This is a genomic window from Micromonospora craterilacus, assembly GCF_003236315.1.
GTDB lineage: Bacteria > Actinomycetota > Actinomycetes > Mycobacteriales > Micromonosporaceae > Micromonospora > Micromonospora craterilacus.
On the sequence record NZ_POTY01000564.1, the window covers coordinates 1 to 451 of the forward strand.

Below are 451 nucleotides of genomic sequence, written 5' to 3' on the forward strand. Positions count from 1 at the left end.
AGACAGCCTCCGGCGCGGCCACCGCCGCGTACCAGTTCGTCACCCCCGACGCCTGCGGCGTCACCCCGAACTTGCGGCCCCGACCCCAGGTCTCGCCACCGGCCGGCACATCCAACGGCACCGTGCCCCGCCACGCCGTCACCCCCGCATACCGCAACGGATACCGGTCACCGAACATCGCCGCCCGGGTCGCGCTGCGGATCCCGTCCGCACCGACCACCACGTCGTACCCGTCGGCCAACGCCACCGGATCAGCCACCACGGAACCGAAACGCACCGTGCCCGCCGGCAGCGCCTCCGCCAGCAACCCCAGCAGCGCCGGACGCGACAGCAGCCGCACCCCCTCGCCGTGCCGCCGCCGGATCCGCCCCACGTCCAACGTGGCGATCACCGAACCGTCCGGCCGACGCATCGCCCCGTCCGGCTGCGTACGCCCCCGCTCGCGCGCGAC

Annotated in this window: 1 pseudogene; it reads right to left on the bottom strand. The window is 74.9% G+C overall.

Annotation, left to right across the window (positions count from 1 at the left end):
- Positions 1–451, bottom strand: a pseudogene (locus C1I95_RS35655) (2-polyprenyl-6-methoxyphenol hydroxylase); the annotation flags it as partial.